This is a genomic window from Phycisphaeraceae bacterium (genome assembly GCA_020639155.1).
Classification (GTDB): Bacteria; Planctomycetota; Phycisphaerae; order Phycisphaerales; family UBA1924; genus JACKHF01.
The window spans coordinates 563,882-586,144 of record JACKHF010000001.1; the positions used below are offsets into that span (position 1 = coordinate 563,882).

Annotated in this window: 15 protein-coding genes and 1 tRNA gene; 11 read left to right on the plus strand and 5 right to left on the minus strand. The window is 55.5% G+C overall.

The genetic code is table 11. The annotated features are described in order from the left end of the window. The first annotated feature begins 198 nt into the window (after positions 1 to 198). Entirely contained in the window at positions 199 to 3,840 is a 3,642-nt protein-coding gene (locus H6815_02435; GenBank protein ID MCB9859284.1) for a mechanosensitive ion channel, read from the plus strand. A 17-nt stretch (positions 3,841 to 3,857) separates the two neighbouring features. On the opposite strand, the gene H6815_02440 is transcribed toward H6815_02435, so the two are convergent. From H6815_02440 to H6815_02450, 3 genes are read right to left on the minus strand one after another with little or no spacing between them, the layout of a single operon-like run. After that, positions 3,858 to 4,625, minus strand: coding sequence for a DUF4190 domain-containing protein (locus tag H6815_02440; GenBank protein MCB9859285.1), 768 nt, complete (start codon positions 4,623 to 4,625; stop codon positions 3,858 to 3,860). Between the two features lie 54 nt (positions 4,626 to 4,679). After that, positions 4,680 to 5,288: an ATP-dependent Clp protease proteolytic subunit gene (locus H6815_02445; GenBank protein ID MCB9859286.1), complete on the minus strand. Its 609-nt coding sequence runs from the start codon at positions 5,286 to 5,288 to the stop codon at positions 4,680 to 4,682. Between the two features lie 60 nt (positions 5,289 to 5,348). After that, complete coding sequence (locus H6815_02450; protein MCB9859287.1) at positions 5,349 to 5,954, minus strand: ATP-dependent Clp protease proteolytic subunit; 606 nt, start codon at positions 5,952 to 5,954, stop codon at positions 5,349 to 5,351. Between the two features lie 395 nt (positions 5,955 to 6,349). Here H6815_02450 and H6815_02455 point away from each other — a divergent pair, with 395 nt between their 5' ends. The 3 genes from H6815_02455 to H6815_02465 all read left to right on the plus strand — a co-directional run bounded on the left by H6815_02455 (position 6,350) and on the right by H6815_02465 (position 10,372). Beyond that, positions 6,350 to 7,138 carry a metallophosphoesterase family protein gene (locus tag H6815_02455; protein MCB9859288.1) on the plus strand — a complete coding sequence of 263 codons (789 nt, stop codon included), beginning with the start codon at positions 6,350 to 6,352 and terminating at the stop codon, positions 7,136 to 7,138. A gap of 70 nt (positions 7,139 to 7,208) precedes the next feature. Further along, positions 7,209 to 9,737, plus strand: coding sequence for a YidC/Oxa1 family insertase periplasmic-domain containing protein (locus H6815_02460; GenBank protein MCB9859289.1), 2,529 nt, complete (start codon positions 7,209 to 7,211; stop codon positions 9,735 to 9,737). 92 nt (positions 9,738 to 9,829) lie between these two features. Continuing rightward, entirely contained in the window at positions 9,830 to 10,372 is a 543-nt protein-coding gene (locus tag H6815_02465) for a cysteine dioxygenase family protein (GenBank protein ID MCB9859290.1), read from the plus strand. Here the strand turns inward: H6815_02465 and H6815_02470 are convergent. Both H6815_02470 and H6815_02475 read right to left on the minus strand, forming a co-directional pair. After that, positions 10,357 to 12,513: a VWA domain-containing protein gene (locus H6815_02470; GenBank protein ID MCB9859291.1), complete on the minus strand. Its 2,157-nt coding sequence runs from the start codon at positions 12,511 to 12,513 to the stop codon at positions 10,357 to 10,359. The genes H6815_02465 and H6815_02470 overlap by 16 nt on opposite strands. Next, entirely contained in the window at positions 12,510 to 13,169 is a 660-nt protein-coding gene (locus H6815_02475) for an RlmE family RNA methyltransferase (protein MCB9859292.1), read from the minus strand. The genes H6815_02470 and H6815_02475 overlap by 4 nt, the downstream gene beginning before the upstream one ends. 190 nt (positions 13,170 to 13,359) lie before the next feature. On the opposite strand from H6815_02475, the gene H6815_02480 reads away from it, so the two are divergent. The 7 genes from H6815_02480 to H6815_02510 all read left to right on the plus strand — a co-directional run bounded on the left by H6815_02480 (position 13,360) and on the right by H6815_02510 (position 22,222). Next, positions 13,360 to 15,744 carry a VWA domain-containing protein gene (locus H6815_02480; protein ID MCB9859293.1) on the plus strand — a complete coding sequence of 795 codons (2,385 nt, stop codon included), beginning with the start codon at positions 13,360 to 13,362 and terminating at the stop codon, positions 15,742 to 15,744. A gap of 66 nt (positions 15,745 to 15,810) precedes the next feature. Continuing rightward, a complete protein-coding gene (locus H6815_02485; protein MCB9859294.1) occupies positions 15,811 to 17,088 on the plus strand; it encodes a VWA domain-containing protein in 1,278 nt (425 codons plus the stop codon). A 151-nt stretch (positions 17,089 to 17,239) separates the two neighbouring features. After that, complete coding sequence (locus H6815_02490) at positions 17,240 to 17,986, plus strand: response regulator transcription factor (GenBank protein MCB9859295.1); 747 nt, start codon at positions 17,240 to 17,242, stop codon at positions 17,984 to 17,986. Positions 17,987 to 17,988: 2 nt separating this feature from the next. Further along, the gene (locus H6815_02495) at positions 17,989 to 20,088 is read left to right on the plus strand and encodes a HAMP domain-containing histidine kinase (GenBank protein ID MCB9859296.1); all 2,100 of its coding nucleotides are present in this window, start codon (positions 17,989 to 17,991) and stop codon (positions 20,086 to 20,088) included. A gap of 108 nt (positions 20,089 to 20,196) precedes the next feature. Continuing rightward, positions 20,197 to 20,270: transfer RNA gene (locus H6815_02500), tRNA-Ile, on the plus strand. Positions 20,271 to 20,499: 229 nt separating this feature from the next. After that, positions 20,500 to 21,024: a hypothetical protein gene (locus H6815_02505; protein ID MCB9859297.1), complete on the plus strand. Its 525-nt coding sequence runs from the start codon at positions 20,500 to 20,502 to the stop codon at positions 21,022 to 21,024. A gap of 292 nt (positions 21,025 to 21,316) precedes the next feature. Next, entirely contained in the window at positions 21,317 to 22,222 is a 906-nt protein-coding gene (locus H6815_02510; GenBank protein MCB9859298.1) for a DUF502 domain-containing protein, read from the plus strand. Positions 22,223 to 22,263 lie beyond the last annotated feature (41 nt).

The window sequence follows — 22,263 nt, forward strand, 5'->3', positions numbered from 1 at the left end:
CAGGGTGGTTGTATTGAGTTCGGGGCGTGTATCCATTGCAGATTTGTTGTCACCTGACACGGACGATTGCCTACGCTCTGGGTGTAGCGTGCCGAACTCCATCACATCTGCGCAGTACAACCTGCGCTTTGCACCTCGATATATCGCGTACCCATGAACTTAACTCGACATTCTTGTTTCCCTGACACATTCGCTGCCTTGTGTAAACACACTCTTTGTGCTGTAACAGCACTTACCCTGTTTGTCTGCTCTGCTCATACCGCGTTTGCTCAGCCAATTACGGCGAACCAGCCCGATCCGCAGACCGTTCCCTCTGCCGACCTACTCTCGCTCGAAGCACTTGAGCAGGAGAAGGCGCGTATCACAGACCTTGCCGATCTTGATGCCGAGACCAAGGCTGTTGCCCTGCAGGCAATCAACGATGCGATAAACAATGTCAATGCTGCCCAGGCAGCCCGCAACGAAACGAGCGTGTTGTCGCAGGATGTCGCCAAGATACCCGGGTTGATCACACAACTGCAATCAGATCTTGAGCAACCCGCGGGCGAGGTAACGATTGATCAGAATCCGGCATTAACGCTCGAACAGATCGTTGATCAGAATAATGCTGCTGAAGCAGAACGAACGGCATCACAGTCGGCTCTGAAGACACTGCAATCAAGCCTTGATGGCATCACTCCTGAAATTGATACACTCAACGCAGAGCTTGCGAATGATCGCAACACGCTTGAGGAAGCACAAACGGCGCTGAACGCATCTCTCGATCCGAATCTTGCTGAAGTTGTCCGCAACGCGACACGGCTCGCCCAACGGGCCAAGGTCGAACAGTTGCAGGCGACAATCGCAAAGAAAGAGAAACGGATCGAGAAGCTAAACGCGCAGCGGCAGCTTCTCCCTTTGCAGATCTCGAAGGGACAACGACGCGTTGATCGTGCAACGAAGACGGCACAGTTGTGGGAAGCACGTGCAACACAAAGACGCCAGGAACAGGCAGCCGCAGAAGCAAAGGCTGCCGAGCAACAGGCCCAGGCGGCGTTGAACTATCCCGAGCCAATCAAAGATGTCTTTGCCTTAAAAGCAGAGTTGTCAAAGACATTCGATGCTGACAGCAATCCTGAGGCACCCGATGCGCAGATTGGGATCATTAACAACCAGATACAGGAGGCTGCTGGCAACCTGAGTGAACTGAAATCGAAGATCGCGTTCACGCTGAATCGAGGCAGAATAGCGGAGCAATCAACCGCATACGGCTTGTCTCTGCGCTCCGAGCTCAACTCGCTGCCAAACAAATCTGAGTTGCTTGGCCAGCGGCGCACCCTGCAATCCCGAATCTCTGCAACAGAATACAAACGTATTGACCTGCAGGAGATGCAGGGCCAATACCAGAATACAACGGCAGCCATCAACAGTCTTGTTGCAGCTTCCCGAGGAGATAATCAGTTCACCGAAGACCAACTGAAAAGCAAAGCCAGAGAGGGGATTGAAGGAATCAAGGATAACCCTGGAATCGTAAGCACAATCGAGTCAGGGCTCCAAAGCTATAACAAACTGATATCCAAACTGAATGAGCTTGATCAGGTTCTCGCGCAGACTATCGAAGCGACCGATACGTATCGGTCGTTTATCGAAGAGCGCATCCTCTGGATCAGGAGTGTGCAGGGTGGTGTGATCCCAAAGCCGCGCGACATCGCAAGTGCCGGTGCGTGGCTTCTGAATCCGACCGCGTGGACCTCGGGGCTCAAGTCACATTGGATCACAAGGTCTTCAATCATCGGATTTGATATTGCCATCGGCGGTATCGCTTTGCTGTTGCTCGCGTTCCTGCCGTCGCTGCACAAACGTCTTCGTGATCTTGCGCCCAAGGTGTCAAGATTCGCAACAGACAGATACTCATATTCTGTTGCAGCACTCTTGCTGACGATCGCAATCGCAACATGCGCAACGATGCTTCCACTCGCGATAGGCTACTGGCTCTCGCAAGCATCTGATCAACTTCTCAGTTCTGTGGGCAATGGGTTGTTGACAACTTCGGGCTTTCTCTTTGTTGTTGTCTTTGTGCGTACAGCTGTGATCCCAAAGGGGCTCCTCTCATCGCATTTCAGATGGGCAAGCGATGGGCTGTGGCTTGTGCAGAAGACAACCACCATTGCTGCAATCACCGGGCTCCCTCTGCTGTTTCTCTCGACAACACTTGCAGCGCAGAACACGCTTGCTTATACCAACTCGCTCGGCAGGCTCGCATTTGTTGTCTTGTGCGGTGTGCTCGTCTGGGCAAACGCTCGCATCTTTCATCCCCACGGTCCATTTGTAAAGCCGTATGTCTCGAAGAAGTCAGACACATTTATCGCGCGCATGCACAAGCTGTGGTATACGGTCATTGTCGGCATGCCCGTCATGCTCGGCATCCTCGCAACACTCGGCTGGTACTACACGGCAACCAAGCTTGATCTTCGTGTGCACCTGACAATGTGGACAGTTACTGCCCTTATTGTGATCAACAGCATGCTGCTCCGCTGGTTGTTCATTGAGCGACGACGACTGGCCCTCGAACGCGCCCGAAAGAAGCGCGAAGCAGAACAGTCGCAAGATGGCCAAGCTTCGAACACTGTAGAAGAATCGCAACTGGATGTACCCGAGATTGATACCCAGACTCGGCGGGTAATCCGTGCTGGAGTGACACTCGGTGCAGCGCTGGCTCTCTTTGCGATCTGGGCAGACGTACTGCCAGCTTTGCGCATGCTCGATCGCGTGCAGTTGCTTCCTTCAATCAGATACCTCGAGAGCCAGCAGCATTCAGATGCGCTGACGAGACTCGAATCGATCGTTCGGTCACCCAATGATGCCAACGCACAATCTGAATCAAGGGATGCATCGACGTCGCAGCAATCACCTCAGAGCACGTCAGAATCTGCAGGCACAACAAACTCTGAAAGGAATCAGGAACAACTACAACCGACTTCGCCGACAAGCCTCCTCACGCAATCAGTGACATCGACCGATGAAACTGCGAGTATTCCAAAGCGTTTCACGCTGATGGATGCTCTTGCAGCAGCTATCGTGCTGATCATCTCGTTCGTGCTCGCACGAAATGTCCCAGGTTTGCTTGAGATTATTGTTCTCAAAAAACTCCCGCTGGATTCGGGCTCCCGGTTTGCAATATCAACCATCGTGCGGTACCTGATCGCGTTGATCGGAGTCATCGTGGCGTTCAACGCGGTCGGTCTGAAATGGAGCCAACTCCAGTTTCTCGCGGCTGCAATCACATTCGGTCTCGCCTTTGGGTTGCAGGAAATATTTGCGAACTTTATCTCAGGGCTCATTATGCTGGTGGAACGACCGGTACGCGTCGGTGACACCGTAACCGTGGGCGGCGTATCGGGTGACGTTACAAAGATCAATATCCGTGCAACCACGGTGCGTGACTGGGACCGCAAGGAACTCGTTATCCCGAATAAGACCTTTATCACAGATCAGTTCGTAAACTGGACACTTTCCGACAAAACGCAGCGGCTCATCATTCCTGTTGGTGTTGCGTATGAGTCGGATGTTGATAAGGTGCGCTCTGTGCTCCTCGGCATTGCCCGCGAACGCGAGTATGTCATGAAAGATCCTGCCCCGTATGTTGTGTTCCAGAGCTTTGGTGATTCCACACTGAACTTCGAACTCCGCGTATTTTTGCACAGCCTCGACAACTATCTCGAAGCAAAGACCGATCTGCACAACTCAATTACAAAGGCGTTCCGAAAGGAAAAGATCGAAATCGCGTTCCCGCAGCAGGACCTGCACATCAGATCTATGGTGCCGTTTGCACTCGAAGAGAGCCGTGCTCCAAATGGATAACTGCCAATAGCGCTTCATCATGGCATCTTTTCTGGTGCAATCAACCATACTGGCTCTGCGCCATCCGTTGCCTGCACAGGAACAAATCCGATGTTGTCGAGCACGCTGGCATCGTGTGGTCCTTGCGGCGAGAGCATCACAGCAATAACCCAGCCGTTGGCAAACTCCATCGGCCACACACGTACTTTCTCTGTGCTGAAACGTTCAGCTATCATCGGACCGAGTTGACGCTTGCGCTGAAGGTCCTTTTCTATAAAGCGGACACGAGCAACATCGGTAATTGAGCTCGGCTGAAACTTGAATGCTCCAAGCCGAGTGTTGATCTCGCTTGCGAACGTGTCAACGTCTTCTTGGGTAAGTACGCCACGCAGAGCGCTATTCAGCTTGGGCGAATCGTTCGACGGTGTTTGGTCGGGCTGCCATGCGATCTGGTCGAGTGTTGCGCCATCCTGAATCGACACCAACATCCGTGCAAGCCCTCGCTGCTGGTTCACGATTGCAGCATTGAACGCGAGAATCGCGGTGCCCACCGACATACCAACAGTCGCCAGCACAATTGCCAGCACTGTCATGCCAGCACCGCGCAGTTGCCCGCTGGATGACTTGATACGCCATGCGGCGACCACCGCAAGCACCAGCGCTCCCGCTCCCAACAGATGCGTCAGACCAGGCACAAAGCACACAAACCACGCACCAATACCGCATAACAACGCAGCAACAGCAACGCGCGAAACTGGGGGCTTTGCAGCACCGGCTGTTGACTCACTGGATTCATGTCCATCCATCCGAACAGCATAGACTGCATAGCCGTCGCATGGAACAGGCTTGAGTGGCTGGAATCAGGACTTCGTCGAGCTTGGCATGTGATCAAGCACCTTGTCGATCAGCCCATAATCAAGCATTTCATTGTCGTCAAGCCAGAGGTTGCGGTCACAATCCGCTTCGATCTTCTTGGTGTCCTGGCCAGTCGCCTTTGAGTAAATCGAATACAGACGATCGCGGAGGCGGAGCATCTCCTTCGCCTCGATCTCAATGTCGGTCGCCTGCCCCTCCATCACACCGGAAAGCAATGGCTGGTGCATGAGGTTCCGGCTGTTGCGGAGCGCATATCGCTTGCCCTTGGCACCGCTTGCAGCGATGACAGAGCCCATCGACGCGGCCTGCCCGATGATGTATGTGCACACATCGGGCTTGATGAAGTTCATCGTGTCGACCATCGCAAGTCCCGAAGTGACAGAGCCACCGGGCGAGTTCACATACAGATGGATATCTGCCTTGTCATCCTCGTTAGCAAGAAACAACAACTGCGCGACCACCAGATTCGCAACCTCATCCATCACGGGACCACCCAGAAAGATAATTCGATCCTTCAGGAGGCGTGAGTAGATGTCGTATGACCGCTCGCCGCGACCAGTGTTTTCGATGACAATCGGAACGAGGTAGCTCATTGTGTCTTCCGTGTGTGTGCTCTGTGTGAGACGAAAACCAGGATCAGTGCAATGGAACGATCACGCGTTTGCCGCTGGCTTCGGCGGGGCTGACAGAACCTCGTCGACAAGTCCGTAGGCCTTCGCTTCCGCAGCTGAGAAGAAACGATCACGCTCTGAATCCTTGCGGACCTGCTCGACCGGCTGCCCGGTGTGATTCGCAATGATCTCGCTGAGTTGTGCCTTGCTCTTGATGATCTGTTCAGCCTGAATACGAATATCCTCGGCCTGCCCGGTCACACCGCCATAGGGCTGATGGATCATGACCTTCGCATGCGGGAGGATAAAACGCTTGCCCTTCTCGCCAGCTGTCAGCAGCACTGCGCCGCCCGAGTACGCACGACCGATGCAGTATGTCGCAATTGGCGATGCAAGAAACTGCATCGTGTCGTAGATCGCTAGCGTGTCATCGACAGCGCCGCCTGGCGAGTTGATGTACAGACTGATCTCCTGTCCCCGCTTCTGGTTCTCAAGGTACAACATCTGCATCATGACGCGGGCAGCGGAGGCGTGGTTAATCTCGCCAATAAGAAAGACAACACGATTTTCGAGCAACAACTCGTCGATGGTCATCTCTCGTGTTCGCTGGTAGGACACGCCGGAGTTTGTGGTCTCGGGCCGGATCATGCCGAGCGATCGAACAAGATCATGTGCTGGAGGAATGGTCATGGTGTGTTCAGTTGCGTTGGTCACTCGCACGCTCCGGGCAAAGGACAAAAAAGCGGTCTTGTCGTGTCTGATAACGTCGAACAATCGATCCCGACGCCGTTCGGATGACCGTTCACGCAGAACGTGACTGGTCCCTGTTCGGCGATGGTAGCCGACTCCATTCCTCGGCTGACGTGCCCCCGCAACGTGAGCAGGAATCGTGGTTTCCATGCACTGCAACCGCAATAACTTGTCGATAGACCTTCCTCCTCAATTCTGCCCCCACCCATTGCTTCAGTTTGCCGATCGCGTGCGATGAAACTAGCATCGGGGCCCGCCCAAAGACCGGGCTGGGACGGAAGGGACACGCGCTCGTGCCAACAGCCATCGTCAGTGACATTCACGGGAATGCAGAAGCCCTCAGAGCAGTGCTGCGAGATATCGAAGCCAGAGGCATCACGGACATCATCTGCCTCGGCGACGTCGTGGGATATGGTCCGGAGCCCTTGGAATGTGTGGACATGGTGCGTGAGCGCTGCAGATGGTGCCTGATGGGCAACCACGATTACGCTGTGCTATACGAACCCACCAGTTTCAACCCCGCTGCAACCGCTTCAGCGTACTGGACACGCGATCAGTTCGATGCAGAGCCTAACGAGCAACTACGGCGCGAACGCTACGAGTTTCTTGGCAGACTCCGTGTGCGTGTCATCGACCCGATCGGAGGAGAGCAGCCCGTTCTTGCAGTACACGGATCACCGAGAAAACCAATCAACGAGTACATCTTCCACGATGATCCCCGTGATCGACCGGACAAAATGGAATCAATCTTCAGGCGTGTTGATCGCACTGCGATCGTTGGTCACACGCACGTGCCCGGTGTGTATACCGACGAGCCGGACTTTTATAAGCCCGATGAACTCGGTGAAAACGGCTACGTTGTGAACGACAACGAGAAGGCAATTATCAATGTGGGATCCATTGGTCAGCCGCGCGACGGCGATCCTCGCGCAAGCTACGCCATCTATCATGCTGAGAATGGTTCACCGGCACGGTTCGAGTTTGTTCGCGTTGAGTACGACATCACCAAAACAGCCGAGTTGATGCGGCAGGTTCCTGAACTGACACCGTGGCTGGCCGACCGTCTGTTTGAAGGCCAATAGAGAGCAATTCCCCTGAAAACACGAACGTTTATGTGAGCACCCGCTGCTCGACTCCTATCATCGCAGCCTCATGGCGCAGAAGCCCAATACAACACTGAGAATCGTCATTCCGCTGATCGCCATCGGTCTGGCGCTGCTCACAGGCTGGGCCATGTTCAGGACCACTGGCAAGTCAACCCAGACACCCTCGAATCCCAACGCGAATAACAGTGGTTCTTCGTCCCAAACAGAATCTGTTGCTCCAAGCACAACGACAGGCAACGAACAACCGGACACGGTTGCACAAACTCCAGCATCCACCCAGCCGGATACAGCTACTCCGCCATCGATTGAACAACCTGCAGCACCTTCCACAGTGACTCCGGTTGTTGGCACGATGCGGGCACGTGTTGTAGAGAGTACAGCACCATTCACCCCGATCGGTTCGCTTGACCCTGCTTCGGGCTACCTGCTCTCTGTCGAGTTTGAACCAAACGGTGCAGGCATCCGAGCGCTGGATCTGACCGACGAGTTTCAGGATCTTAAAAGCACCGAGCATGTTCGTATCCAGAAGGTAGAGCGAAAGATCACGCTTACCCCACCGTATGTTGCTGAGGGTGATACGCCGCCCGATATAACAACCGGCACGGTGCGCGAGTTTGTCCCGTACGGCGCACTTGAGATCTATGCACAGCGGGGCAGACTCGATCGCAAGGACCAATCAATCACAGCAACACCGATCCGCATCGGCACAACCGATTATGATATCGAAGCGCCATACAACGCCGACGACAAAGTGTATCGTGCAGCGCCTGAACTGCTGGTCACTCCACGGTATTGGTCCGAAGTCTCTCCCGGTGTGTTCGAGTGCATCATCGAGGATGAAGCAGGGAACGCCCAGCTGAGAATCAAGCGTGAGTATATTGTCAAGAAGAAATCTCGCACGCTCGAACTCGCTCAATCCATCGAGAACCTGACGAATGAGCCGATTGAGTATGTGCTACTGAGTTGGGGCCAGACCGAACGACCACCTTCAGCAAACTCGTACGCAGGCGACCGCAGGCGCGTGCGGTTTGGATATCTGCTCAGCGCAGACCCAAACAAACCCGCACGAGACCGTGTTGTGCTCGCAGAAGGCTATCTCTGGGGCAGAAGTTCGACACATGTCCTTGGAAAGAAGGATAGAGCAACTGGTCTCTACCCCGGACATCGCATCTGGCCGAACCCGCAATCAACCGAGAAGGGGTTCAGGCTTGCGTGGGTTGGTATTGCTGACCGATTCTTCGGCGTTGTCACGATGCCACGGGTCGGATCAAATCCCACATCCAAGCAACTCACCAGCATTGAAGCAATCGATCGATCCCTGCTCGACCCATCGAGCGCAGATGCTACAAATACGATGGTACTGAGGTTTGTCTCACCCGCACGAACCATCGCTGCAGGTGAAACAGCGCATCTTGATACAGCAATCTATGCTGGCCCGCTCGCAACAGCAGCGATCAAGTCAGAACCGATCGCTGTCGAGATGGGCGCGATAAAGATGATCGCGTACAACCTCGGCGGCGCGTGCGCATTCTGCACATTTGAATGGCTCACTCATCCGCTCATCTGGATCCTGCGCACATTGCACAGCTTTGTCGTCTTCGACTGGGCGATCGCGATCATCTGTCTCGTTGTGATTGTGCGCACACTGCTCCATCCGATCACAAAGTGGTCGCAGATCAGGATGCAGCGTTTCGGCAAACAGATGCAGGCGATGTCGCCCAAGCAGAAAGCCATCCAGGAGAAGTACAAGGACGACCGCCGCAAGATGCAGGAGGAGATGACGCGTCTGTGGCGGGAGGAGGGCATCAGCCCCGTCGGCATGCTCGGGTGCCTGCCCATGTTCCTGCAGACACCCGTCTGGATCGCGCTGTACGCCGCGCTGTTCTTTGCGGAGGAACTCCGCCACCAACCCGCATTCTTTGGTTTGTTTCAGAAGATTTCAGGCGGACAATGGCCGTTCCTCGCCGATCTCTCAAACCCGGATTCGTTCATCCCACTTGGACACGCATTCACCCTCAAACTCTGGGGAGCGGTGACCGGTATCAACATCCTTCCCCTCCTGCTCGGTGTTGTGTTCTTTGTGCATCAAAAGTATCTCACGCCGCCAACCCAAGCCACAATGACACCGGAGCAGCAGACCCAACAGAAGATCATGAAAGTCATGATGGTGGTCATGTTCCCGGTATTCATGTACAACGCACCGAGTGGTCTTGCCATCTACTTCATCGCAAACTCAACAATTGCAATCTTTGAGAATAAGTACATCCGCGCTCACATGGACAAGTATGAGCTTCTCGATCTTGAGAAGAATCCGATGAAGAAGCGCAGCTCGGGCGCTCAAATCCGGAAGGCTGTTCCAAACAAAGCCTCTTTGTCAAAGCCAGGCGCTTCCTCCTCGCGCACCAGCAAACCTGCAGGGTTCCGTGAGCGTTTCCGTCAAGCACTCGAGGAGCAGAAACGCGTCGTAGAGGAAACCCGCGCGAAGCAGGCAAAGCAGATGCGCCAAGCAGGCATTGATCCCTCCAAGCCCCGAGGCGGGAAGAAGCCACCCAAACGGTTCAAGGATCGCTCCTAGCACACCAGCCCGCGGGGATCGGGTTGGAATTCCGGTTTCTACCCCGCGAGATTTCGGTTGTATTACAGGGATTTGTGCGGTACACTGGTCAGATGATGAAGACCTGCCAGTATCCGAAACTCGCGGAACTGATCGATTACCTCGACAGCCTTGCAACAAGGGCTGACCTGCATGTGCTTGCAGACATGCTCGATCGGCTTGATGTCTGTCGCGACGACATCGCATCCTGCTGCCAGTTTAATCCGTGCGGGTATCGACGCAACATCATCTCCAAGACAGAGCACTATGAACTACTCGCGCTCTGCTGGCGTTCGGGTGACTGCACGCCGATCCACGATCACCGCGGGTCATCGTGCGCGTTTCGCGTCGTTGCTGGTGAGGGCACAGAGATCCGCTTTCAGGAGACAGCATCGGGGCTTATCTGCCCTGTGGAAACCGTCACGATGCAGCCGGGATACGTGTGCGCCGCTGAGGATAACGACATCCACCAGGTCGCAAATCTGCAGGCACCCGGTGTCGATCTCGTGACAATGCACATCTACACGCCACCAATCCAGCACATGCGTACATACAAGTTCGGGCAGCGTGATCCCGTCAGCACGGTGAACATGGACCAACTCTATCCTGCACGCTGAACTCGTCTGAAGTTAAGCGACGCAAACCACTCCAGTGTGATCATTGCCAGCGCAGCGATCAGACACCACGGCCAGAGTTCGCGCTCAACATGTGCCCGAGCCCCGCGAAGTGCACCACGTTCGCCAATATCCAGCTCTGTCGGGCTTCGCATCAGTGTCTCCGTTGCACTGAGCAGGTTCACAGCGATCGGTTGCCATGCACCTGTCACCAGAGTTGGAGTAGCACCCGACTCCCCGATCTGATACACACCCGCGCGGGAGAGCATGCCCAAGTGCGCAGCCATTTGGTTCGGTCCTGCCATATCGGCCCCTGTTATATTTTTTAGCACCGTCTCCTGCGCTCTCATGCCGAACCATCGCACGAGTGAGAACGCACTCTGCACATCTGACATATTATCGCCACGACGTAAGGTAAACGCATTTTCTGCCGTCGTAAACGAAACACTGGCATTCGTCGGATCCGTGCCAGTGAGGGACTCCACCGCTGTCGCAAGGAAGATCGCAAATCCCACGTCCATCGGCCACGCACTGGTAGCGAGTTCAAGCCCCACAACACAATGCTTCACACCCTCGCGTTCGTGCAACAGCAGAACTGGGCCGCGTACACCTTGCCCAAGCACAGTTGTTCTGAACCCGTCAATCTGCGCTTTCATTGGCACACACACACCCGACACGCTATCGAGTGAAACGTCGCGCAGCAGCGGATGCCGACGATCCCACACAAGGATAGTTACTGGCTGTGCGGGATCTGTCGTCCCTTCCGAGACAATGTCCGCGCCGAACGAGATCGTCGGCACAGTTGGAATGCGCGCAGGAGCAACTCGATCAAACACAATCATGTCCACATTCGGTTGCGCCCCACCCTGTTCGAACCTGCGCCACGCTGTTTCGGTGATCATGTCGAGTCTTCGCTGTGGAAGTTCTGTGAGCACATCACCCACCAGCCATGCAGCACCGCGAAGTTGGTTACCCTCTGCGAGTTCATCGTCGGGAACAACAAAGAGGATCGATGGCAGCCTCCCGGGCTGGAGCACGATGGATGCCTCATTGTCTGCTTCAAGTGCATCGTTTGTGCGAAGTCGAACTGTCAATACGCCACCGCGCGGCGCACGAACTTCAAAGGTCTCCTGCGCAACCAACTCGTCAAAGATACCGACAATGCGGGATTCAAGCAGCGTGCCGTCGAGCCAAAGCTCAACCGGCACAGAGGGCAGTTCCACGGGGTCTGTCACAAATGTTCTTGCTTGAAACTGCGCCAGCACACGTGTCAACCCGGCATCGTTTGCATCCCTTCGCGCACTGATGTTTGTAATCCCAGCGTTCCACGTATGCTGAACAACAGTGTCGGGCTTCGGAGCGATCCGTTCGTAGCTGATACGCACATTCGACATCGCAGCCAGCTCAGCCATTGGCAAGCGCACTGAGGTTGTTTCACCCTCCAGTGTCGTCATTGTGCGATCAGCACCAAGATTGCCGCCGTCGGTCAGCAGCACAATGTGTGTTGGCAGCAGCTTCGGCGCTGCATCAGCAGTGTCAGATTCTGCTCCATCTGTTTCACTCTGTGTGCGTTCTATCTGTGTTCGCACAATACCGGAGAGCAACTCAACCAGCGTGTCGATATCCGCTGGCTGATCCGTTTGTGAGATTGAACCGATGGCATCCTCAATCGCACGCCTGCCGTTGCTTGTCGGCACGATCAGTCTTGGCACAGCTGCAAAGTCAACAATCAACACGTCACCCTGCTCTGCTGTCTGCGCTGCGATAACGGCGATTGCCTTTGCTCGCTCAACCGCAACATCGAACCGCGATCGCTCCTGATCCATGTCCTGCGCAGCCATTGAAGCGGAACTGTCAACAACAACAACCGTGCGTTCGCGATCCGCACGCGACTTGTTCAGCACTGGCCTTCCAAGCGCCAGCAGCAGCATGCTCAGCGCAAGCAGTTGGAGAAGGAGCGTCAGACTCGGCTGCAATAGTCGCCATGGCACATTGCCCTGCGTATCGCGCTGATTTGCAAACCAGAATCGGGTTGAACTCACCAGAAGCTCGCGCCGGCGCAGTTTCAGAAGGTACATTGCGATCAGTGCTGGCACGCACACGCATGCTGCAATAATCGCAGGAATCGGCGTGAGAAACGTCATTCGGTTTCAGCCTCGACCGATGCATCCGTCTGCATCGCATCGCCAACTTTTCTGATAGCTCCCTCGATCGGCCCTTTATAGTGCTCTCCAACGATGTATATCTCACGCGAGATATCGCGGCTTGCCTTTGGCTTGAATCCCTTGACCTGCTTGAACACACGACTTGTCCGGTTCAGCAGCGGCTTGTACTCGCTGCCTTCGAACACCTTCATCGCAAGCGACGAACCCGGCTGCACAAGCTCTGCGATCCGATTCAGAATCTCCTGGCAAAGCATGCACGAAACGAGATCATCGCCAGCACCGGATGTGTTCGGTGCCATGTCGCTCACAACAACATCAAACTTGCCACCAGCAGCCTCGATGAGCGTATTGACATCAAATGTTCTTACATCGCCCTGAAATACGCGAACGTTTTTCTGGAACTTCTCGCGGACATCCTTCAGGTCGAGCCCGACTACGCGTCCGGTATTCCCCACAAGTTTCGATGCAACCTGCAGCCACGCGCCGGGCGCACAGCCCAGATCCAGCACGCGATACCCGGACTTTATCAACCTGAATCGCTCGTTGATCTGGATCAGCTTGTACGCACTGCGCGCAAGATACCCCTCTTCCTTGGCCTTTTTGAAATATTCATCGTGGAGCACGCGCTTTGCCATGCGAGATGATAGAAGGGATCTGAACGGTGTCGCTATGCGTGTGACAGAACGGTGACAAACAGGGTGGTTACATGGTAGTGACGCACTGAATGCCGACTTGACCGTATACCTGTATCAGTGAGAGTGTCGTTCGGCATTGTCACCAGTTACACCCATCCACGGAACACGAACCGGCCCGAGGCACATCACCATGAAACACCCCCACCTTGCTCGTCATTCCAGGCACATCACACGACTGCTCGCCAGTGCTGCTGTCTTCGGAGCAGCACTCCCCGCACACGCAATGCAACCGGAGATTACCGAGGACACGTTCATCAGTGTCAACGTGATTGTGCCCCAGCGCCACGTTATCACACCGCGCGACAACCGGTTCGGCTCTGTCGAGCTCAAGCAGGTGCAAGCAAAGGTTCAAATCGCTAACCAGATCGCAACGACCACACTCCGCATGGCTGTGTACAACCCTGGTGGTCGTATGGCAGAGGCGCAGCTCCTGCTGCCTGTGCCAGAGGGTGCAACAGTCAAGCACTTCGAGCTTGAAGGTCTTGGCGAAGAGGGGATCGCAAAGATCCTGCCACGCGACGAGGCACGTCGCATGTACGAAGCAATCGTCGCTAAGGCAATCGATCCCGGACTGCTCGAGTTTGTTGGTTATAACCTCATCAAGTCGTCCGTGTTCCCTGTACAGCCGGGACAACAGCAGTTTGCGACCGTTGTCTACGAGCAGGTGCTGGCTGCGGAATCCGGACGCATCGATTACATGCTTCCTCGCACCGAAGCGCTCGAAGCAACCGGCGTCGCATGGACATTCGACATCGACATCATCTCGAACGACCCGGTTTCGACCGTCTACTCACCCACCCATGATCTTGACATCAAGAAGATCAGCTCAAGCCATGTTCGCGCAAACGTCCCCTCAAGGTCTGCCAACCAGAATAATGGCGCGTTCCGTTTGTCGTATCTCATCGCTCGGAACAACTCAGATCAGATCACCGCATCACTCATGGCCTATCCCGATCCGCAAATCAACGGTGGCAAGGGGGGGTACTTCCTCATGATCGCTGGTCTGCCCGATGAGGCAGACAGGCCAAAGGTCAAGCGCGAGGTCACACTGGTCATCGATCGCTCCGGCTCGATGCGCGGTGAGAAGATCGAGCAGGCACGCGAAGCGGCGCTGCAGGTCATCGAAGCGCTCGACGAGGGCGAGGCATTCAACATCATTGATTATTCAACTAGTGTTGAGATGTTCGCGTCAAAGCCGGTGATCAAATCGAGCGAGACCATCGCTCAGGCACGAGAATATCTCGCATCACTCACACCCAATGGCGGCACCAACATCCACGACGCGCTGATCGAAGCGCTCCGCCAGCCCGCGACGGATGCCATGCTCCCTATGGTGCTGTTCCTGACAGACGGACTGCCGACCATTGGTGTTCGGAACGAAAAAGAGATTGTTGATGCAGCCAAGGCGGGCAATCCACACAACCGGCGCATCTTCACCTTTGGTGTTGGTGTTGATGTGAACGCACCGCTCCTTCGCACAATCGCAGATGGTGCGCGTGCAACATCCACATTTGTTCTTCCAAATGAAGATGTGGAGGTGAAGATCGGGCAGGTCTTTACCAGATTGTCAGGTCCTGTCCTTGCATCGCCCACGCTCGTTGCGCTCGGAGCGGACGGCACGAGAAACACACGCCACGTGCGCGACATGATTCCCGGCACCATTCCCGACCTGTTCGAAGGTGACCAACTCATCGTCCTGGGCCAGTACACGGACGACAAGGATCTGAAGCTGCAACTCTCCGGGGAGTTCTATGGCGTGCAGCGTGCATTCCAGATGAGCTTTGATTTGACAAAGGCTTCCACAGAGCATGCGTATGTGCCGCGTCTGTGGGCGAGCAGAAAGATCGCAACACTGATCTCTGAAATCCGTGCGATGGGCGCCGGCGGATATGGATCGACACCTGCAACCGCTGACCCAAGGTTCAACGAGCTTGTTGACGAGATCGTGCGTCTGAGCACCCGCTGGGGTGTGCTCACCGAGTACACAGCGTTTCTCGCTGCGGATGATGAGATGTCACTCGCGCTGGGTAGCGAGGTTTGGCGTGGACCGCACACACGCGCATTCAATGGAGCGCCTCCAGCGGAGGGTGCCTCGCCCCCCTCATCCGCACCTGCACGAGAGATTGCCCGCTCGGAACTGGATGCCAAGGCGGTCGCAAAGCGAGACGGTTCTGAAGCGATCAGCCAGGAGATGAACATCGGGTACATGGAACGCCAAGCTGTTCTGAACACAAACAATGACATGATCACGAGGGACATGCGCCGCGTGTCAACAGCCAATGTTCGCCAGATAGCGGACCGGTCGCTGTACATGAGAAACGCGCGATGGATCGACGCAGATCTGCTCGACAAAGAAGCAGAAGACCCAGAACAGATTATCGATCTTGGTTCTGACGAGTTCTTCACCTTTGCGGTTGATCTTGCAAAGCAGAACCGCCAGGGCTTGCTCGCGCTGAACAACGACCTGTACCTGATATATCAGGGCAAGCGCACGCTCGTCAGGTTCCAGGAATAGATGTGTGATCCACTGATAGAAACATCACAACACCACACGAACACACCATCCACACGGAGTTTGAATATGAAACGCACAACAATGACAGCAGTTGCAGCAGGACTTGCCATCACCTCGATCGCAGCGGCGCAGCCGACCGATACCACGATCAACGTCATACCGATACGAGATGTTCCGAATATCGAACTGATTCGTCCTTCGCCCAAAGTGCCGCTTCAAGTGCTCGAACACGATACGCAGCCCGTGATTGAGGTTGTCTTTGTGCTCGACACAACCGGGTCCATGGGCGGATTGATCGAGGGCGCAAAGCAGAAGATCTGGTCCATTGCAAACATGATGTCCACCGGCAATCCTGCACCGAAAATTCGCATCGGACTTGTCGGATATCGTGATCGATCAGACGCATACATCACAACGGCTGTCCCGATGGCGGATGACCTTGATCTTGTCTATGCGAAACTGACCGAGTTTCAGGCTGCTGGTGGTGGCGATGGACCGGAGAGTGTGAACCAGGCCCTCGCTGAAGCTGTCAACGACACACAATGGTCCGATGGTGACAGCGTACTGCGCATCGTCTATCTCGTTGGCGATGCTCCACCACACATGGACTATCAGGACGACATCAAGTACCCGCAGACCTGCGAAGCTGCCGCACGAAAGGGAATCATCATCAACACCATCCAGTGCGGAATGATGAGCGAAACAGCACCAGTCTGGAAGGAAATAGCAAAAAGTGCCGAGGGTGAGTACTTTGCCATTGAGCAGTCTGGCGGCGTTGTTGCAGTCACAACACCGTACGACGAGGAACTCGCACAGCTCGGTGTTGATCTTCGTGCAACAAACCTCTATTACGGCGACAGAGAAATGAACATGCGTCAGCAGGCCCGTGAAGAGCTTGCGACAAGGAACGACAAGGCTATCGCAGATCGACCGGCAGCTGCAGCTGAGCGTGCTGCGTATCTCGCATCCGGTGCTGGCGGCGCATCGCTCGGTGCAGAGCAGGAGCTCCTGCGCGATATCTCTGAAGGCACCGTCAAGCTCGTCGATGTAAAGGATGACGAGCTTCCAGATGTCATGCAATCCATGAATGAATCCGAACGCGAAGCATACGTGAAGGATCAGTTGCACAGACGCGAGCAGATTGCATTGCGAATCAACGATCTGAACGCAAAGCGCACTGAGTTTATGAAGAATGAGCTGGTGAAGAATGGGCCGGTTTCATCGTTTGATACCAGCGTGCTCGAAGCGATGCGCAAGCAGGCGGTTCGTGCCGGCATTGAGTACAGGGAAGAAACACCGTCGCCATCCGAAAAAGAACTCGAAAAGGACAATGGCGACAAGTAGTACACCCCGCGATGGCAGGCATGATCTCCGCTTGCCACGACACCACGACCCGCTCCAGCGTCCTGGATGATGCTGGAGCGGTCGTTCCGCAAAGAAGGATCCTCCGTTTCGCCGATGAAGACCATTCAGCAACAGAGCAAAGGAGCAACCCATGCCGATGGGCACCGTGCTGGTCGTAGAGGATGACACGTCAATCCGCAAGGGTGTTGTCGATACGCTTACATTCGCAGGCTATCGCGCAATCGAAGCCAAGGACGGGCGTGAGGGTTTGTCCGCAGCGTTTGCGACGAATATCGACATCATCCTGCTCGACATCCTGATGCCGCACGTTGACGGTCTGACCGTGCTCAAGGAGGTTCGTGCAAGCAGGCCCACGCTGCCCATCATCATGCTCACCGCGCGAGGCGAAGATTCGGATGTCGTCACTGGGTTGAAGCTCGGCGCGGACGACTATGTCGTCAAACCCTTCAGCGCGACGCAACTACTCGCGCGTATAGAGGCGGTGCTCCGGCGCAGCGCAGAACGCCCCACGCATCTGAATCAGTTGTGCATCGCAGGGATCACCATCGATTTCGAGCGCCGAGAACTGACACAGTCCGATGGCACCAAGATTGTGCTCCCGCAGCGCGAATCAGAAGTGCTCTCGTACCTTGCAGCCCATCGTGGACGCGCGATCAGCCGCGACGAACTGCTCAAAAGAGTCTGGGGTGTCGACCCGCGAGGCGTGCGCACACGAACAGTCGATATGACCATCGCACGACTACGCGAGCAGCTCGGCGACGATCCAACCGAACCGCGCGTCATTGTCACAGTCAGGGGAAGAGGGTACATGCTCATCAAGGAGAACGAGTCAGAAACAAACGCGTTTACGGAAGGAACGCAGCAGGACAGCGCATAACCATGTCCACAATCGGCCGAATCAACCTCAGCAAGATCAGGGATGCACGGGCCTGGCTGGTCTTTGCATTGTGCGCGCTTGCTTCTGCAGCAGCACTCGCATGGGTCAGTGTACGTGCGCTGCAGCTTGAAACCGGTGAGAAGCAGGCTCGCGCCAACGCAACGTTTCAGGAAAAGGTCAGGCTCGCACTCTGGCGAATGGACTCAACCGTCGCGCCGATCCTTGCCGTGGAAGCCTCACGCCCCTACTTCCATTATCGCAGTTTCTACCCCGCTGACCGTGCGGTCACACGCCTCCTCGAAGACATCACGCCTGGCGAGATTCTGGTGCCATCTCCACTGCTTGAGGGTGCTGGCGAGTACATCCGTCTGCACTTCCAGATTGAAGCGGACGGCACTGTCACCTCACCACAAGCGCCCAGCGGCAATCTGCTCGATCTCGCGGAAGGGCAGCACGTCGCACCAGCACAGGTTGAAACAGCGATACAGCGGCTTGATAAGCTCACCGTGCTTGTCCGCGGCGCAGAGCCGACGACCGATGGAATGCACATGCTTGGATTTGAAGAGCGCGAGAAACAATCCGAAAGCTTCGAAGATCCGTTCGGCGCAGTGCCAAGCAGTGCAAGCCTCACACCAAAGAACGAACAGTCAATACCTCCCGGCTTTGTTCCTGAAAGGCAGGCGCAAACACGCGCGCTCCAACCACCAACAGAACCAGCAACGACCGATGATGCAAGCAACGCCAGAAGACGGTATGCATATAAGGATGAGGACGCGTCGCTACGGGAAAAGCTGATAAACGACGCGCAGACACGCAACAGTCCAAACGATCGGTCGGATTCGGAATCTGCACGCGACCAAGCCGTATTTCTGACTCAATCTCCATCCCCTGCGCTGGACGAGAGCACCCTTGGTGTGGATATGAACCAGACAGGACTGACTGCCAAAGCAATCGGTTCACCTTACGACAAACTCCCTGTGACGATGCTGGCGCAGACGGATATCACACAGGAACCATTTGTCGCCCAGTGGCGATCGGGTCTGCCCGGATCACCAGAACTGCTGTTCACACGTCGCATCATGTTCGCAAATCAAACGCTGACACAGGGGTTCTGGATCGATTGGCCAGCGCTTGAAAAGGAGTTGCTCCAGTCTGCACGGTCTCTCCTTCCGGATGCCACTCTCGTACCGATCTACGAAGCATCGCAACGAGAAGCTTTCAGAAACCAGGGCAGACTGCTCGCAACTGTTCCCGTTGTGTTCGAGCCAGGGACACCAGCGCCTGTCAGCGCATCAATGTTCTCTCCGACTCGTCTCGGACTGCTTGTCGCGTGGTTGAGTCTGATTGCAGCAGCTGTCGGCATCGGCGTTGTGCTGCGAAAGAGCATGGAACTCGCCGAGCGTCGCGGGCGATTCGTCTCGGCAGTCACGCACGAACTCCGCACGCCGCTCACCTCGTTCTGCCTGTACACAGATCTGCTCGCCCACGACATGGTCAAGGACGAGGAAGCAAAGACGCGATCACTCGATACGCTCCACCGTGAAGCGCAGCGCCTCGCTGGCATTGTCGAGAACGTGCTGGCGTACGCACGGCTTGGCAAGCAGAAACGCACACGCAGCCTCTCACGTACGCCTGTCATTCCCACAATACAGCGGATGATGCCAACACTCAACGATGCAGCGGAACGTGCTGATATGCAGCTCATGCTCGACATACCCGAAGCACTTGAGGGAACATCTGTCACAGCAGACGAGACGACGGTTGAACGCATCTGTGCAAATCTTGTTGACAATGCCTGCAAGTATGGCAAACCAGATCGTGACGACATCGAGCCAGCGATCGAGATCTCCGTGCAGCACGCCGAACGAAACATGGTCGAGATCTGTGTGCGTGACTTCGGCCCGGGCGTGCCTGCACACGAGCATACGCGCATCTTCAAGCCGTTCGAACAGGTTGAGCGCGATGGAAAAGCCGAAGGGCTCGGGCTCGGACTTGCACTCTCACGACAACTCGCCCAGCAGTTTGGGGGTGACTTGATCTATCGCGATGCCGATGGAGGTGGCGCCCTGTTCATCCTCAGGCTCGTCAGGGCTGCCAGTTGATAGGTAGGTCTCTGCGCCGATCCAGCCCGTCTCAGGATTGATCCTGCAGCCCACGAAGCTAAACTCTCGACCCGCGACTCGTCGAACCGACAAAGGTCGCACACATCCGGGCCTATAGCTCAGCTGGCTAGAGCGCACCCCTGATAAGGGTGAGGTCACAGGTTCGAGTCCTGTTAGGCCCATTTCTTCATGCCAAGTTCTACCGTAGCAACGCTCTTCTAACAGCCTTTTTTTACTGAAATCAATGTTCTTGTTCAAAATTTGCAAAGACCGAACTCCAAAACATGCTAGTCTGAAATAGTCCTGCATCTTCGCAGTTTATGTTAGTGAATGCTCACTAACGTAGTGGGCTGGGCAACGAAGATGCACTTCTCAAGCCCGTTCTCAGCAATAGAGCAAGGAGGGAAACACATGAAAACCATGCTCGCAACACTCGCACTCTGTGGCACACTCGCGGCTCCCGCTCTGGCGGAAGGCCCGGAACACTGCACAAACAACTGGCGCCCGCAGCGAGGCCAAATCATCAACTACAGCCAGCCAGTCCGCTCATCCGCATCGTTCTCGATCGGCGGCGGAAGTAGCAAGGTGACAGTCGTGATTGGAAACTCACGCCCAGCGCCACGTCCGGTGGTCTGCGCCCCCGTGGTGGCCCGCCCAGTAGTCTGCGCTCCTGTGGTCACTCATCCAGTGGTCTGCGCACCGGCCCCCCAGCCAGTTGTCTGCCATCCCGCACCCCGCCAGATCCTGCACTGTGAGCCGCCACGCCGGGACAGCCACAACCACGGCTGGTCGAACGGACGTGGGAACAATCGTGATCGCGGCGGATGGGGTCGATCAAATGATCGTGGACATGGGCAATCAGCCCATGGAAACCGGGGACGCGACAACGACCATTGGAATCGCGATCACAACAACAACGGACACAGAGGCCGCTGAGTGACACGTCTCCTCTTCAGTTCGCCCTGGTGACGCACGTGCGTCACTGATCTCCGAGCAGTCGCCCATGTTGGGCGGCTGCTTTGTCACCGATAATCATTTGCTTTGCCTGCTCCATCCCCAACTCGTGCATGAACCGACAGTTGTGTGTTGCGTATCTCTCGAAAGACACGGACAATCAGCGAGATACTGCCTGATTTGCCGATGCTGAGAAATCAGCACTGGTGTTTTCCCACAAGTGCAACCAGAGCTGGCGCATACACCATATATGTAATGCCTGAACGGAGACCGAATGGCCACGGAGCGGACAACCTTTTCCAGCGACTTCCGTCGCTTCTTCTTCAGAGGTCTGGGTATTCTGCTTCCCACCGTGCTGACGCTCTGGATTTTGTATCAGGCATCCCTCTTTGTGTTTAACAACGTCGCAACACCCGTCAACCGTGGCATCAGAACCGCAATCATGCTCGCGATTCCGCAACTTCCCGAGAAATACCAGCCGATCTGGTACGAGGTGAAGGAAACGCAGGTGAATCGCCGCATGCAGGAAATCACCTACGAGGACATGACGGAAGCCGAGCGCGAGCGCGCGCGCACAAAGGTGCGATCCACGATCCGGCATGAAAACTTCAAATCCTTCTGGGAGGAGCACTGGTATCTTGAAGCAACTGGGCTACTGCTCGCGATCGTCCTGATCTATCTTGCTGGCGTTCTGCTCGGCGGACTCATCGGACGAAAGGTCTACCACCGCATTGAGCAACTCATCGCGCGCATCCCCGGGTTCAAGCAGGTCTATCCGTACGTCAAGCAGGTCGTCGACATGGTCATGGGTGAGAAGACGATCGCCTTCAAACGGGTTGTTCTTTTGCAATGGCCGAGCGAGGGGAAGTGGACAATCGGATTCATCACCAACAACTCAATGACTGTCGTGAGTAACGCAGCGGGCGATCGTTGTGTCACTGTGTTCATTCCCAACAGTCCAACACCGTTCACAGGATTTGCGGTCGCAGTTCCAGAGAATGAAGTAATTGACCTCCCCATATCCGCTGACGAAGCAATTAGATATGTGCTGACGGGCGGCGTGCTCATGCCAGAGCGTTTCGCACCGCCGGAAGCAATGGAAGCCATCGAACAAGCCAAGAAGAAAAACGAGGACACGCTTCCTTCAGGCGAAACCAAGAGCCAGCGCGAAGCAGGCTGAGACTGCTTTCCGGCATGTCTCACTATGATGATGCACCCTCC